This is a genomic window from Desulfosediminicola ganghwensis, from assembly GCF_005116675.2.
Lineage (GTDB): Bacteria > Desulfobacterota > Desulfobulbia > Desulfobulbales > Desulfocapsaceae > Desulfopila > Desulfopila ganghwensis.
This window is the reverse complement of the sequence record NZ_CP050699.1, coordinates 1,801,540-1,816,747: the sequence shown is the minus strand read 5'-3', so window position 1 is coordinate 1,816,747 and position 15,208 is coordinate 1,801,540. Positions and strand designations below refer to the sequence as shown.

12 protein-coding genes are annotated in these 15,208 nt (G+C 54.1%); 4 read left to right on the top strand and 8 right to left on the bottom strand.

All coding sequences use genetic code 11. The features are described from left to right. The first annotated feature begins 44 nt into the window (after positions 1–44). Both FCL45_RS07680 and hydF read left to right on the top strand, forming a co-directional pair. Positions 45–1,400, top strand: coding sequence for a lyase family protein (locus FCL45_RS07680; protein ID WP_136797349.1), 1,356 nt, complete (start codon positions 45–47; stop codon positions 1,398–1,400). Next, the gene (gene hydF / locus FCL45_RS07675; protein WP_136797350.1) at positions 1,400–2,620 is read left to right on the top strand and encodes a [FeFe] hydrogenase H-cluster maturation GTPase HydF; all 1,221 of its coding nucleotides are present in this window, start codon (positions 1,400–1,402) and stop codon (positions 2,618–2,620) included. Before FCL45_RS07680 ends, hydF begins: the two co-directional genes overlap by 1 nt. Positions 2,621–2,714: 94 nt before the next feature. On the opposite strand, the gene hydG is transcribed toward hydF, so the two are convergent. The 8 genes from hydG to FCL45_RS07635 form a co-directional block, all read right to left on the bottom strand. Further along, on the bottom strand, positions 2,715–4,124 hold the full coding sequence (gene hydG, locus FCL45_RS07670; protein ID WP_136797352.1) for a [FeFe] hydrogenase H-cluster radical SAM maturase HydG: 1,410 nt from the start codon (positions 4,122–4,124) through the stop codon (positions 2,715–2,717). A 25-nt stretch (positions 4,125–4,149) separates the two neighbouring features. After that, positions 4,150–5,532, bottom strand: coding sequence for a sigma-54 interaction domain-containing protein (locus FCL45_RS07665; RefSeq protein ID WP_136797354.1), 1,383 nt, complete (start codon positions 5,530–5,532; stop codon positions 4,150–4,152). 9 nt (positions 5,533–5,541) lie between these two features. Then, complete coding sequence (locus FCL45_RS07660; RefSeq protein WP_136797356.1) at positions 5,542–6,123, bottom strand: 4Fe-4S dicluster domain-containing protein; 582 nt, start codon at positions 6,121–6,123, stop codon at positions 5,542–5,544. Then, positions 6,120–7,499, bottom strand: a complete 1,380-nt coding sequence (locus tag FCL45_RS07655; RefSeq protein WP_136797358.1) for a [FeFe] hydrogenase, group A — start codon at positions 7,497–7,499, stop codon at positions 6,120–6,122. The genes FCL45_RS07660 and FCL45_RS07655 overlap by 4 nt, the downstream gene beginning before the upstream one ends. 80 nt (positions 7,500–7,579) lie before the next feature. Beyond that, a complete protein-coding gene (locus FCL45_RS07650) occupies positions 7,580–8,188 on the bottom strand; it encodes a 4Fe-4S dicluster domain-containing protein (RefSeq protein WP_136797360.1) in 609 nt (202 codons plus the stop codon). 19 nt (positions 8,189–8,207) lie between these two features. Then, positions 8,208–10,268, bottom strand: coding sequence for a formate dehydrogenase subunit alpha (gene fdhF / locus FCL45_RS07645; protein ID WP_136797362.1), 2,061 nt, complete (start codon positions 10,266–10,268; stop codon positions 8,208–8,210). 383 nt (positions 10,269–10,651) lie between these two features. Continuing rightward, entirely contained in the window at positions 10,652–12,010 is a 1,359-nt protein-coding gene (locus tag FCL45_RS07640) for a rhamnogalacturonan lyase family protein (RefSeq protein ID WP_136797364.1), read from the bottom strand. A 450-nt stretch (positions 12,011–12,460) separates the two neighbouring features. Then, a complete protein-coding gene (locus tag FCL45_RS07635; protein WP_136797365.1) occupies positions 12,461–12,769 on the bottom strand; it encodes a hypothetical protein in 309 nt (102 codons plus the stop codon). A 560-nt stretch (positions 12,770–13,329) separates the two neighbouring features. Between FCL45_RS07635 and FCL45_RS07630 the strand changes: the two genes are divergently transcribed. Next, positions 13,330–14,241: a DMT family transporter gene (locus FCL45_RS07630; protein ID WP_136797367.1), complete on the top strand. Its 912-nt coding sequence runs from the start codon at positions 13,330–13,332 to the stop codon at positions 14,239–14,241. 207 nt (positions 14,242–14,448) lie between these two features. Further along, the gene (locus FCL45_RS07625; protein WP_136797369.1) at positions 14,449–15,171 is read left to right on the top strand and encodes a FadR/GntR family transcriptional regulator; all 723 of its coding nucleotides are present in this window, start codon (positions 14,449–14,451) and stop codon (positions 15,169–15,171) included. The last annotated feature ends 37 nt before the right edge of the window (positions 15,172–15,208 follow it).

The following is a 15,208-nucleotide window of genomic DNA, read 5'->3' as shown; positions in this document are numbered from 1 at the left end:
ACTGATCCGGGCAACCTTTACCCCACAACAGAGATACCAGTATTATGAAATCTTTATACGGACCGGAAACCTCAAAAGCACTCAGCTATCTCGGCCCCGGCCAGACACCCGGGCCGATGATCCAGGCGCTGGCTCAGGTCAAACTTGCCGCCATACTGGCCCAGCAGGAGACATGCAGTCTCTATCCGGCAGAGCTCTTCGAATTGCTGCAGGAGGCGGCGGCAAAAGTCATCTCCGGAGAGCTGAATGAACATTTCCCCCTCGACCTGGCCCAGGGCGGAGCGGGGACCAGCCTGCATATGAACATCTGCGAAGTGCTGGCCTCCTATGTCAACCGGGCCGCAGAGTGTCGCGCAGGGCAGTCGCCGCATGAACGGCTCGACCCGCTGGAGCATCTGGCCCGGTTCCAATCGACCAATGACATTTTCCCCACCAGTGTCATCCTGATGAGCTACCGCTTCCTAGAGCGCATCGAACAGCAGGTCATCCACCTGCAGGCACAACTGGTAAAACGGGAACAACTCTACGAGCAGTGGCTGATGTGCGGCCGAACGGAAATGCAGGACGCCCTGCCCATCACCCTGGGGCAGGTTTTCGGTGCCTGGGCAGGACCAATCGAGCGCGACCGCTGGCGCCTGCACAAGCTGAAAGAGCGCTTGCGTACCATCCCCCTGGGCGGCACCGCGCTCGGTACCGGTTTTTCGGCCCCCAGAGCCTATGTCTTTGCGGCCGAGCGCCACCTGCAGCGGCTCACCGGCCTACCGCTCTGCCGCAGCCAGAATCTCTGCGACCAGGTGGCCCATGTGGACAACCTGGCCGAATGCGCCCGCGGCATGGGGCTCTGTGCCGACAATCTGTACAAGATTGCCTCTGACCTGATCCTCTACAGCTCGTCATTCTGCCGCGAAATCCGCCATCATGAAGTTGCCTACGGGTCAACGATTATGCCGGACAAGGCCAACCCGATTCTATTGGAACTGATACGCGGCCTCGCCATGGAGTGTTCCTCCACCGCTGACCTCATCGGCCTCTACGCCAGGTCGGGTCAGCTTCAGCTTAACGCCAACCTGCCCTTTCTTGCCGAGCAGATGATACGGCTTGCCAGCCGACTCGAAAAAGCGCTCACCACCGCCTCAGGCCCGCTCATGGAGGCCCTGGTGCCGGACAGGGAACGACTTGAAGCAAACCTCACCTCAAGCCCCGCCCTCATTAACACCTTGAGAGCGGCGCTGGGCTACCATGGACTGAAAGAGCTGCTGCCGCAAATCAAAGCGGCGAGGATCTCGACTGTGCAGGAACTGGCCGATTGGCTGGAGGCGCACACAGAACTGGACAGGGCCTTTCTCGACAACTGGTCTTCCCCCGTGACACTTACCACCATGAAAAAGGATTTTCGATAATGACCACCACTCCCCTTGCGGAACTGTGCCGTATTGTAATAGCCGGTGTACGAAATGCCGGAAAATCGAGCCTGCTGAACAACCTGTTCCAGAAGGATGAAGCGATAATCTCCACCACGCCGGGCACCACCACCGACCCGGTCACCAGAAAGATAGAACTCGGCAAACTGGGCATGTGCGCAGTCACCGATACCGCAGGTTTTGACGATGAAGGGGATCTCGGGGAATTGCGGGTAAGTAAAACCAGCGAGAGACTGGAGACGGCAGACCTGATTCTTTTTGCCACCCCCGCCAACCTTCCGCCCGAGCAGGCGGAGCTGGATTTTCTCAACTGGCTCAGGACAAATACCCGCCCCTGGCTGGGGGTGATGACTTTTGCAGATCAGGCCGTCCACCCGGAAAAAGAGAGGTTCTTTCAAGGAGCGAACTCTGTTTCCGTCAATAACAACAGCCTTGATAGCGGGCTGGAGCTGATCAGGAGAATGGAATCGCTGGAGCATCTCCTGGAACAGGAACTTACTCCGGTTCAGGGGCTGGTACAGGAAGGGGATCTTGTACTCCTGGTCACGCCTGTCGATCTGGCCGCCCCCAGGGGACGCCTGATACTTCCCCAGGTGGAAACCATCCGTGATCTGCTCGACCGGGATTGTGCGGCGCTGGTGGTAAAAGAGAGGGAGTTGCGCAGTTATTATAACAACCTCGGCATACGTCCGGCCCTGGTCATCACCGATAGTCAGGCGTTCAGCAAGGTGGCGGCGGATCTGCCGCCGGACCAGCCGCTCACCTCATTTTCCCTGCTCTTTGCCAGAAAAAAAGCCGACCCAAAATGGCTGATCAAGAGTTTGAAAGTGCTGGAGAATTTCTCGGAAAACGGCAGGGTACTGGTGATGGAGGCATGCTCCCATCACCGGCAGGCCGATGATCTCGGCACGGTGAAAATTCCACGGTTATTCAGACAGGTGGTCGGCTCCCAGGTGGAATTCTGTCACACCAGAAAGCTACCCGACGACCTCGCCTCCTATGATCTCATTCTCCATTGCGGCGGCTGTATGCTCTCCCGCAAAGCCATCCTCTACCGCATGCGACAATTTGAGGCGCAGGGGATTCCGGTGATCAATTTCGGCATGTTTCTGGCCTGGGCCAACGGGCTGATGCCCAGGGCACTGGAACCCATTGACGAGATGATTTCACTCTACAGGGAACTGCACCAGCCGGGCTGAAGAGCAGCGCAGCCTTTTCAAGCATGGTACTGATCAACTCCTGTCAGGAACATGTGCAAAGGCTGCCGGAATACTCGTTTCCCCTGCTCACCGTTCACACATAGAGGTCACGCTCACCAGCCTCGATTTTGGCAAGTTTGGCCTCAAGTTGAGGTTTGACTTTCAGCTGACACGCTTCCAGCTCGCCCTCGATATGGTGTTTGCCCGCCTCGACAGTCGCGGTTCCGCCATAATCATTGAGGTATTCCTTGAGGGTGAGCAAGGCATTGGGGTGGCAAAAATTCTGGATGAAGCCCTCTTTGGCCAGAGTCATGAAATGCTCGCCGGTCCGGCCCGTTCGGTAACAGGCCGTGCACCAGGACGGGGTAAACCCCTGCCGCACCAGATCTAATACAATATCATCCAGCTGGCGATGATCCCCCAAAGAGAACTGCTGACTGGTAACCTCGTCCAAAGAACCGTCACTGTATCCGCCCGGCGAGGTGCTTGAGCCAGCGCTCATCTGGGATACCCCGAGCTGCAGTAATTCGGTTCGCATCGTGGCACTCTCGCGGGTACTCATGATTATTCCGGTATACGGCACCGCCAGCCTGGTAATAGCCACAATTTTCTTGAACGTATGGTCGGAGATCAGGTACGGGGGAGCCTGGGAAAGCTCGGAACCCAGGGCGGGTTCCATACGCGGGAAAGAGATGGTATGCGGCCCCGCACCCCAACGACTCTCCAGCTCCTCAGCATGCCTCAGCATGGCCAGCAACTCGAAACGATGGTCATACAGGCCAAACAGCACGCCGATGCCCACGTCATCGATGCCTGCCTGCTGCGCCCGGTCCATGGCCTGCAGACGCCACAGGTAATCGGTCTTGTTCCCGGCCAGGTGCATCTTCTCATAGGTCGGCTGATGGTAGGTCTCCTGAAAACACTGGTAGGTGCCTATTCCCGCCTGATGCAGGAACTTGAAGCTGGCAACGTCCAGCGGCGCACAGTTGATATTCACCCGTCTGATGGCGCCGCTTTTGTATGAGAGCGTCTCGTATACCGTGGCAACGCTATCGGCGATCCACTGCGCTGTAATCTTCGGGTGCTCGCCATAAACGAGCAGCAATCGTTTTTGCCCGCAGTCTTCCAGAGCGCGTACTTCTCCGGCAATCTCTTCGCTGGTCAGGGTTTTTCGTACCAGTTCGCTGTTTTTCGCGTTGAAGCCGCAGTAACTGCATTGATTGGCACATTCGTTGCTCACATACAGAGGGGCGAACAGCACTATCCGGTTGCCATAGATTTCCTGCTTTATCCGTCTGGCGGCCGCAAAAATCTCCGCATCCAGTTCGGTATCGTCACTTTGCAGCAAGACAGCAACATCTGATAAAGAGAGGCCTTTTTTCTCAAGCCCCCTGGCGATGATCTCACGCACCTGTGACGGAGCCGGTTGTCGAGCTGCGTCAATAATGCGTGAGATCTGCTCAGGGTCGATAAAATTGTAGGATGGATCGGCATGCACTATCATAAAATTCCTTTACATATCAAGAACATTACATCAGTCGGTTATAGAGGGTACGAATGGAAATCCCCAGCCTGCGGGCAGCTTGGGTCTTATTGCCCCGGCATTGATCAATGGCTGCCAGCACCTCAGCTTTCGAAATTTCGATCCGGACTGAACTCCGGCCTCTGCCTGACGGCAAAAGAGCCGGTACAGCGGGCTGGTAATGGGCGGGAACGGTCAGACGATCGGCGATATGTTCAGCAGCAAGGTGCCGGGCATCAAACATGAACGTGACCCATTCCATGAGGTTTTTCAATTCACGAATGTTCCCGGGCCACGGGTGATCGAGCAGCAGGCGGGCGGCCCCGTCATTGATATCCGCAAACCTCTTATTACGCTTTCGGGCAGACTGGTTCAGCAGAAGCCCGGCCAGGGGCAGGATATCCTCCCGCCGTTCCCGCAAGGCCGGAATGCGGATATGGCCGACACGCAGGCGATAGTACAGATCCCGACGAAAGGTCTCGGCTGCGACACGACTGTCTAAGTCGACATTGGTGGCCGCAACCACCCGGATATCGGTATGTATGCGGCGCAGGCCACCCACCCGGTAAAAGGCTTTCTCCTCCAGCACCCTGAGAAGTTTAGCCTGGAGTTCAGTAGGAATCTCCGCCACCTCATCCAGAAAGAGCGTGCCGCCCCTGGCGCAATCGAGCTTGCCCTGTTTTCCACGGCCATCCGCGCCGGTAAACGCTCCGGAATCATACCCAAACAGCTCACTCTCAAAAAGTGATGGGGTGATGGCGGTACAGTTGATATCGACAAATGGGCGCAGTGAGGTGGTGCCCCCGAAATGGATGAGTTTGGCTATGATTTCCTTACCCACCCCGGTCTCCCCTTCGATCAACACCGGAATCGAACGGTCGTGGTGATACATCTCGGCCTGACGCCTGATCTCACGCATCTGCTCGGAAAAAAAGCCGGGTGCATTTTCCCGGCTTCTTCCGGAGGTATGGGGACTGCCCGCCACCTTCGATGGCACTTCCATGGTCCCGGGAACAGGCACCAGCCGTTGTTCTTCGGCGAGGACCACTCCCACCGACTGGTACGCCACTATGGTGCCGTCGGCCTGGAATATTCCCCGGTTGCGATATTCGAGATAGCGGGATTTGCCGTCTTTGCCGGTAAATCGCGGTCGGGTTATAACCTCAGGGTTGTCCTGGCTCATGGAAAAAATGGCCGCGATAATATCTTCCCGCTCGTCTTCGGAGAGATAGGCCGCCAGGTTGCTGCCTATCATCTCATCCATCGTTTTCTCGTAAAAATCACAGCAGACACTGTTCACGTAGGTGATAGTGCCATCGGCGAGAAACACCCTGACGAGTTCTCCTTTTTGCGCTGAATCCTGACGGGATATATCTCTGTTCTGCGACATTCTTCTTCCTTAATGCTGACTACCTATCCGCCCCATCCTGCCCGCGGCGGCCCTGCGTTTCGACACGATACTCTCACTGAGCTGACGTCCTTCCACCAGCCTCAGCGCCCCCGCCGGGCAGATCTTGACACAGGCCGGAGAACCATGATCAAAACAGAGATCGCATTTAACCACAACATGAAGAGTGTCCTGACCGGTTTTTTCCCGAAATTCTACAACCGCTTGTTTTCCACAGACGGTATCATCCGCAACTACCTGAATGGCCCCGTACGGACAGGCCAGCATACAGCTTTTACAACCTACACAGCTCTTTTCGACAATATCTATGCACGCGTCTTTCTGCACGATGGCATCCACCGGGCAGACATTGGCGCAAGGGGAATTCTCACAATGCCTGCATTGCACGGGTACAGTAACCTCTGCGGTACGCACCAGGGTGATTCTGGATTGAAATACACGGCCAGCCGCCATTGCTCCTGTTGTCTGGCCACTTTCAGGGCTTCCTGCAGGGCTATGCGCTTTGGCACAGGCGATCATGCAGGCCTGGCAACCTATACACAACCCTGCATCAGCGACAACAAATGCGTTCATGCCCGCCTCCTGCTGGTATGATCGGTATGCAGCAGCCTGTGCGACTCATGGCCCAGCGGTTCACCCAGAAAATCCGCATACAGCTTTTTCACCTGAGGGTTGTCATGGGATTTGCGCACGGCAAGCTTCTTGTCATGACAATACAGGCCGGACTTGCGCCCTGCATGGGCTTCGAGATGCTGAGCCGGCAACAACGGCTTGGGTTGGCCGCCACCACTCACACAACCCATGGGACAGCACATCACCTCAACAAAATGCACATCCGCCTCACCGCGCCGCACCTCATCCAGCAAACGACGAACGTTGGCCAGACCTGCCACAATAGCGACCCGCAACTCAAGATCCTGGTGGACGATATCCGCATAGCGCAGACCTTCACCACCCCGCACATATTCCAGCTCGATCTCCCCCAGGGGAACCCCGGTAAGCACCTCGCAGGCGCTCCGCAGAGCCGCTTCCATCACTCCGCCGGTGGTGCCGAAAATATTACCGGCCCCGGAATAACAGCCCAGCGGGTTGTCGAACGGTTCATCGTCCAGACCGAGAAAATCCAAACCCTTATGTTTGATAAGCTGGGCCAGCTCCCTGGTGGTTATGACCAGATCGACGTCACGGTGGCCGCTGGCATCCATCTCGGGCCTGGCACATTCAAATTTCTTGGCGGTACAGGGCATGACCGCCACACTGAAGATCGAGGCGGGATCAACCTTATCCACCCCGGCACCATAGGTTTTGAACAGGGTACCCGCCATTTGCTGCGGCGACTTGCAGCTGGACATATTCTCTAGCAGATCGGGGTGCTGGTCTTCGATAAACTTCACCCAGCCGGGACAGCATGAGGTAAACATCGGCAGCCGCCCCTTGCCCTGGATGCGTTCTATAAGTTCCGCCCCTTCTTCCATGATGGTGAGATCCGCGGCAAAAGTTGTATCATAGACCCGGTCAAACCCCAGCGCGCGAAGGGCTGCGGCCAGTTTGCCCGGAGTAAGCGCGCCATAGCCCATGCCGAACTCCTCACCCAGGGCGACGCGCACCGCTGGCGCACATTGCACGAAGGTTGAGGTGCTGCCATCTTCAAGGGCTGCAAGCAGGGCGTGGATATCCCCCCGGTAATGCGCGGCAAAAAGGGGCTCTGACACCGAGTCGAGCATGCCTCTTTGCCGGAGACGCTGCTGCCTGCCGGTGGGATACTCCTTAAGGGAGGAATCGAAACCGCTGCACACCTGCACACATTGACCGCACACTATACAACTGGATGCGGCTATTCGGTGAGGCTCAGCCGGCTCACCGCTGATGGCACCGACCGGGCAGATATCCTTGCATCTGCCGCAGCCGGTACACAACTCGCTATCGATTGAAACAATTGATTCAGTCATAACTGTATCTCATTGAAAATTCGTACTGTGTTCTTTCACTAAAGCGGCATAACCGCCTGTAATCGTCCGGCCTGCACAGCTCATCTGTTACGATGCGTGCTCATTTTCGCCAGTCCTGTTGCCGCTGCACTCATGCGCTGTGCCCGGTGCTGACCGGGATCTATCAACCCCAGAGCCTGCTGCGGGCAATTCGCCACGCAGGCGGGCTGCCGGTCGCTGTCGCGGCAGAGATCACATTTCGTTGCCACATAGCGATGCTTGGCGTGCTCTGCTCCAGCGGCCTGAACGGTTCCCTCCCGGTCCAGATAAAAATTTTGTTCCACCGCTTTGCCGTCTCTGTAGACAGGAGCCATTTCCAAGGCGCCGAAGGGGCAGGCAATCAGGCAGGTCTTGCAGCCCATGCATTTATCTTCATCCACCAGGATGACACCCTCTTTCTGGATTATGGCGGCAACCTGACAGCTGTTGGCGCATGGAGCACCCTCACAGTGGCGACACTGCACCGGGGCATAACCGTAGCGATGGCGCATAAGGTGTAAACGCGGCTGGAAAGGATTTTTCATACTGCCCACCGTGAGCGCACGATCTCCATCTGCATGTGCCGCCGAACAGGCTATCTGGCACACCCGGCAGCCGATACATTTATCCGGATCAGCCACCACAAAACTGTTTAAACTGTAGTTCTTCATCGTAACTCTTCAGGTTCCTTCAACTGCAAACATGCAGTTCATTGGTCAATTTTGTTACCTTTACCGCACAGATTTTCAGCTCCGGGGTCTGTGTTACCGGATCGGCTGCGCTGTTGGTCAGCATATTGGCTGAACTCTCGCTATAATGGAATGTCATGAATACCAGGCCTTTACCGACGACATCTGTCACCCTGGCCACCGCTTCCACCGTACCCCGCCGGGACTCCACCCGCACAGGATCTCCGTCAACGATATCAAGGGACAGGGCGTCCCCGGGATGTATCTCCACCTGCTCGTGGGGAGCCACCCCTTCCAGCCCCCAGCAGCGACGGGTCATGGTGCCGGTGTGATAATGCGCCACCACTCGGCCGGTGGTCAGCTTCAGGGGGTAGTCTTTATCCGGCAGTTCCGCCGGTGGCCGGTAACGTGTCGGTTCAAACCGGGCCGTGCCGCGAATGGCTCCTCCCACGTGTAAAATCGGTGTGCCCGGATGATCTTCATCCAGACAGGGCCACTGCAGCGATTCGTTTTCCAGCCGTTGATAGCTTATCCCTCTATATCCCGGCGTAAGGCTTCGCATCTCATCAAAAATCTCCTCGGGATGCGTATACGCCGCTTTATGGCCAAGTGCCTGCATAAGCTCGCTGAATATCTGCCAGTCCGCCTTGCTGGTACCAACCGGTTCAATCGCCTTGCGGACCCGCTGCACCCTTCGCTCGGTGCTGGTGAATGTGCCGTCTTTTTCGGCAAATGAGGCTCCCGGCAATACCACGTCGGCAAGCTGGGCCGTTTCCGTTAAAAAGATATCCTGCACTACCAGAAAGTCTGCTTTTTCAAGACAGTGGCGAACATGATTGATATCGGGATCACTCCGCATGGGGTTCTCCCCGAAGATATAGAGCGCTTTCACCTCGCCGCACTCGATTGCCGAAAAGACCGAAGGTATGGTCAGCCCCTCATGTTCAGGGAGTCCCCCCCCCCAGGCATCGGCAAACCTTTCACGAACCGCGCGGTCAGTGATCTTCTGGTAACCGGGCAGAACATCGGGCAAGGCCCCCATGTCACAGGCCCCCTGCACATTGTTCTGACCGCGCAGCGGGTTTACCCCGGTCTTGGGCCTGCCGATATTGCCGGTCAATAGCGCAAGGTTCGATACCGCCAGCACATTATCTACCCCGGAGGTATGCTGGGTCACCCCCATGGTATAGTAGGTCGCGACATTGGCAGATTCCCCTATGATTCTTGCCGCGGCCGCCACCAGTTCTTTTGCCACTCCGGTTATCGACTCCACCTCGGAGATACTGACCTGTTGCAGATGCTCCCTGTACCCTTGAAAGTTTTCAGTCTGGCTGGAAATGAATTGGGCGTTTTCAAGCCCTTCCTCGACAATGATCTGGCCGATCCCGTTCAGCAACGCGACATCGGTGCCCGGCTCCAGGCGGAGCCAGACATCGGCTTTTTGCGCCAGCGTCGTCGCCCGCGGGTCCGCCACCACCAGGCGGGTGCCGCGCCTCACCGCACGCAGCATGGCAACGCCGATTACAGGATGACATTCCGTGGTGTTGGTGCCGATGGCGAAAATGGTGTCACCGGGTCCCATCTCATCGAGTTCTGCAATGGAATTGGTCATGGCGCCGCTGCCCAGAGTCGTGGTCAGACCGACCACTGTGGGAGCGTGTCAGAGGCGGGCACAATGGTCAACCGAGTTGGTTCCCAGCGCGGCTCTCAACATTTTCTGGAAAAGATAGTTTTCCTCATTTGTACACCTGGCCGAACTGAAGCCTGCAACACTTTTGCCGCCGTGCTTATTTACAACATCTAAAAATCGTTCCGCCGTATAGCTATACGCCTCCCGCCAGCCGACAGGAGTGAGGACACCGTTTTTCCTGATAAGGGGCGTTGTCAACCGGTCCCTGCTTTGCACAAAATCCGTACCAAAATGACCCTTGGAGCAGAGCGCCCCATTATTTACCGAGCCATTGCAATTCGGGGTCACGCCTGAAATGGTACCAGCTTCAACTTCCAAAAAAAACGTGCAACCCGAACCACAGTACGGGCACGTTGTCAGTGTTTTCTTCATAGTCTTCTCTTCATTGCATAACGGGGACACCAATTTTACGGACACAAGCACTTATTGCCGCATTGCACACAACTGCACGACGGTGTGATATAAGCACATCACGTGCCAAAAACACCGAGGTATAACTTGCACGTTTATTTAGCCAGATAGGAGATTACACCAGTGAAGAGGCGGCCAGGTGTTGCATGCATGAACCGCGCACTATGCATGCACAATACAACAATCATGCAACCGCAAATTGCACAGAGTTTTATCAACTCAATGAGAAGAATGAGACGGGATTGTAATACTCAAGGGTAAAATGCACTGCAGAGTTCGCTTGAATCAGAGGCGATTTTTTTCAGGGAAATTAATCTGCTGCTTTTTTTCGGGAGGGTGAGAAGTTACGGACTATAATAATTCCAGGTCATCTTGCTCCGACGATAATATGGAAGTGTCCACAGTCGCGGCTCATCCGGGCGTGGGTTGAGCTGTTGATTGGCATAAATATGGAGCTCGTCATCACTCCAAACAATAATCTCCTCGCGCCTATCACCGATAACATCTGCCACATAGAGGCGATTCGCCTGTTCCGGCAAGTACAGTAAAAAGCGGCCAGTGACAGGATCGAATAGTGCCACATCCCCCGGCTTATGACGCTCCTTGGCAACTGCATACCATTGCTTGCGACCGGTCCACTGGATACTGTGGATCACCTCAACCCCGCGTATAGTCCAGCCTTTTGGGGCGACATCATCCATTCGGTATTCTGAGTGCAGTCTGCCGAACGCATCGAACACGAATGGTACCTGGTGCTCGTTGTATCTGCTGCGACACCATATCTGCATATCAGTGCGTCCTGGCAAGAATCGGCCGATAACGGCATTCTGTGGTTCCTGGCCCTTATGGTCCGTTTCCCAGATTAAGCCGGACGGGCCAACTAAAAAGATACGGTTACGCCGCCCTTCTTCCAGTATCACCACTTCAAGACCTGGCAGATCCGGGCGAATATCAGCTACAAACAATGAGTCGATATGTCCAACGACCTCGAGCGCGACCAGTTGCCTGCCGTCAGGAGCCAAGATGGTTCCGCCCAGAACTTCATCACGCCCGTCACCATCAAGGTCCGCTACGCGGACACCACTGTGACCACAGGGTAGAAAGTCATCCCGTTGCCAGAGCGGCGCGATCTTTCCCATTTGCAGATCACGCACCGTATGGGCGGCAAGATATTTACCGAGCCGGTGGCGTGCACTGCCGTGTGTTGTCTGCAACAGCAGGTCCCGATCACCTTTGCCGCGAAAATTGGCGATCACCACATGCTCCCAGCGCCTGGCGCCCTTCGGCGGCTCCAGTTTGATCGACCATAACTCCCTTCCATTATCACCGCGCAACACGTGCAGGGTACTCTTCTGATCGAAAAACAGGACCTCGGTTTCGCCATCACCATTGATATCTCCAGCCTGAATGCCCGGTGCATGGTGACCTGGCAGGCCTTCCGACTCGGCACGTCCCCCCACGCGTATGTCAACGCGTTTTGACCACAGCCTCCTTCCATCAGTTGCATAAGCGCCTACATATCCCGGAGCTGTCACTATCAGGTCATAGGCGCCATCATCGTTGACATCTGCCGCTATCATCCCTCCAGCGGTGTTCTCAGGAGCGGCGATTTCCAGGGGAATAACCGACATGCTGGCGGCAAATTCCTTACACATTGCCTTATTGCTCATTAAAAGAAGTACAACTATCAATAGCCGGTACATACACACCTCATCTTGCAGTCATCTTCAATTTGCCTCAATACAGAGCAGACCCGCACCTCGTAGCAAGTCCATTTTACCTGTAATTATACACCCTCCATTGCCCGGGGCTGCAGCATTAATTACCCGATTGAAATTCAGATAATTGTTCCTTTCGATTTTCACTCGTGATGATCGATACTATTGGGCTATTGTTGTCGTTGGAGGAAACATGTAAGAAAAGCTATTACTCCGGACGGAGCACAACCAGCTCAATGGTCAGCAACTCCCGGCTGTGAACATGTTCAATGAAGCGGGGTATGAGGTGTTTTCCCGCAAAACATCTGCAAGAAACCTTTTCACCGATACGCATGCAGCTGCTGCCGGGACGAACGGTGAAGAGCTGTCATCCATCTCCCGGCAGTACCTAAATTCTGGTGATCCTGCCGACTGTGCGCAGCACCTATTTTTTCATCAATCTCCCATACCGGATTTAATTTGTGTGAGGTGTTTCATTATTACCTTGATGGCTCTCACTTTTTTCTCATCGGCTGTAAGACTGTCGTCACTGTATATCTTGTCAAGGTCATCAGTAATGGCTTCTGCCCCCCTCTCCAGGTGCATACCAAGATGTTCCTTGTAGGCAGTAGTATGTGCCTCCGGCTCCGAACAGTACCAGTCCTGTCCCAGATCATCGTCCCCCACAGATAGTGCTGGAAATACTAACATCGCAACAATGCTCATAGCCAATGCTCGTTTGTGTGGCCAGATACGCTTCCACATTTGCACGACCTCCGTTTTCTGAGTTAACCGGGATCTCATATACCCAGCTAAAAAGTTTCACCAGAAATCTTTCGAAAGAAACTACGACCGCGTAACATAACAGACATATGCCCACTACTATTTAGTGTTAGTCTCCGGGGATGCTTACTGTCAAGGAAGAATTTAGAAATACAGAGATATACATTTGCAATGGTATTTGAACCAACAAATATCATCAATGCAGAAATACCGGGGATCGATAACGATTTTTTTCTTCTCAAATGCCCTTATCACCTCGTATCTTTTTGTATTCAGGATATATCTCCAGGATGCAGGTCGCAGGGGCACATGTATTATTTTTCCTAGACCTTGATCTCAAACGAAAATAATAGTTTAAGAGTATAATCCACGATAATCAGTCATACTTCCAAGGTAAGAGGTTCATGCGCTATCCCGCCAGAAGAGCAGAGTAACAAGCTTCTGCAAGGTTTTACAAAGATACTGTTATCGAGGGAAATACCTGATTAACGGCTTCCCCGTCAACAACACTCTTCGGCTCTCTTTATTGAGGTACCTGTTATATGCAGCAATCGACACTACATTTGTTTCTTGGTGCCTTTCTGGCACTCGCCACAGCCATGACTGTCAGTCTGGCAACTGCAGCTACCAAATACACCGCTGAATTCGTAACCGTAGAGCAGATCGTCTTTATTCAATACCTGTTTTGTTCTATCGTAATGCTGCCATTTTTATTGCGAAGAGGCACTCAGACCTTCAGGACTGATCACCCCTGGCTGCATCTGATAAGAGGCGCAGCCGGATGGCTCTGCTTTTACACCTATTATCTGGCGCTGGAGAAAATTCCCCTGGTTGATGCCAGCCTGCTCCGAAATACAGCCCCTGTATGTGTTCCGGTGATCTTTTTAATCTGGAAAGGGATTCGATTACCTTTGCTGCGCTGGCTGCCCGTGATTATGGGCTTTATCGGAATTGCCGTTGTTTTGAAACCTCAAGGTTCTCTGATAAGTTTCTGGCACCTTATCGGGCTGCTATCCGGAATAACCCTGGCCGGCTCCATCGTAACGACGCGGACTCTTGCACTCACAGAGCCCACCAGCAGGATCATGTTCTACTATTTTGCCTTCTCCGCCCTCTGCAGCCTGCCGCTGGCCATCACTAACTGGCAACCCATGCCCCTGTTCACCATCCCACTCATGGCCGGCATCGGTATTTCTATCTGGCTGACCATGTGGTTTTACACCCGCGCTTACAGCTACGCCAAGGCAACGGTTATCTCGCCAATCAGCTATAGCGGAGTTCTGTTCACGGGCCTTTTGGGCTGGCTCTTCTGGGGGCAGCTTCCCGCCGCCTCTGCCCTGGTCGGCGCGCTGCTTATTGTCTCCGGAGGAATCTGGTCTGTTTACCTCGGCAGAGATAAACAGCCGGTTGATTCATCTGAGCCAGGCAGTGCCACCATACCTACTCCAGGCTAGGCAAAACAGGATTCAACCGGCAAGTCTTGGCGAATTTGAATTTTCCTGGGGATCCTATCTCGCCTGAACTGGCAACGAACTTGGGTTCAGGCGTGCCAATATCATTTTTTTCCAGCTTGACAAAACACTCAATCTCTGGAAATTTCAGCTTTTGACAAAAAACTAACTTTTAAAAAACTAACTTTTGTTTTTTCTATCGAGGTCACTATGGCCAAAAAACTGCAAAGCGCTGAAATACACAAAGAGCGGGTCTCCGACCAGATCAAAGCCATTCTGAAACAGTCCATTCTGGATGGTCACTTCAAACCCGGAGATAAGCTCCCACCCGAGGCCGAAATTGCCCAGCAGTACAGCGTGAGCAAGGTCTCAGCCAGAGAAGCCTTACGTGAGATGGAAGCTGAAGGACTGATTGTCAAGAAACGTGGCGCATTTGGAGGCAGCTTTGTTGCCGAGCCCGGATCGGAAAAAATGGTTGATGTAGTCATCAACTCGTACCAGTTTGGAGGCATAACAGCCCGTGATCTTGCAGAATTCAGAAGAATTCTCGAGCCGGTTCTCGCCAAACTTGCCGCCGAAAAACGAACCGATAAAGATCTTGAAGAGATGGAAAAATGCATCAGGGATATCAGAGTCTCCATCGAGCGAGGCTGCCCCGATCAGACCAAGGCCATTCGCTTTCATCGCCTTATTGCCAACGCCTGTCACAATCCCTTTATCAGCAGTCTGATGGAAGCGCTGGTCGAAGTGTTCCAGAAAGTACTCGGCAAAGTACCTGATCTTGAAACTGCCAAAATTGATATCGAATACAATCAGTTATTCTTCGAACATATCAAGAACAGGGACGGTGAGAAAGCAGAGGCAGTAATGGTTCAACATTTCGACACACTCGAAGAGCTCATCACCAAAACGGAATCAGTTAAGAAACAATAGAATCTGCAGTAACAGATAAAGCAAGGAGTCCGCTTCA